Here is a 559-nt window from a genome sequence, read left to right on the forward strand (position 1 = left end):
TCAAAGCTGCACGAGGTCCCACCTTTGCAGCTTTGCTATTTATATTTATTTTAAGGTTTCTCCCATCCTATCTATCTCTAAAACTACTTGGCCAATAACGTCTGGCTGGCATAATTCTGATTTTCTATATCAAACCAGGTTTTAATGCGCAGCATTTCTTCCGTAGTATAATAACAGCTCATGAAGTCCATGTTCTCATCTGCTCGGGGATTTTCTGTCCGATAAAGCTTCATGAAGGTTTTTGCTTCCTCTTGCGACTCACAACGGTTAATTCCCTTGGTCAAGAAATCCTTAATGGTTACAAGCTTTTCACCTTTCCAAATCATCATATAAACCTCCCAATATCGATGGTTTGTGAGTTTCTACTGAAAGCATTTACATTAATATTTAATAGCAAATCCCATGCCAACCATTTCTTCTCATATTCTTAAAGATCTAACGCTGATTAGCCAAATGTTGTAGAAGAATTCTACTTCTAGGTGTGAAATTCTTCTACACTGTTGTAATATTACTCTCTTTTTAACAACAAGTTTGATTCGGTCAAAAATCCCCTTGCTAC

At 36.9% G+C, this 559-nt stretch carries 1 protein-coding gene; it reads right to left on the reverse strand.

The genetic code is table 11. The annotated features are described in order from the left end of the window. Window positions 1-83: 83 nt before the first annotated feature. On the reverse strand, window positions 84-326 hold the full coding sequence (locus tag ABLT31_RS38940) for a hypothetical protein (RefSeq protein ID WP_367761100.1): 243 nt from the start codon (window positions 324-326) through the stop codon (window positions 84-86). Window positions 327-559: the final 233 nt, after the last annotated feature.

Source organism: Ammoniphilus soli (assembly GCF_040813775.1).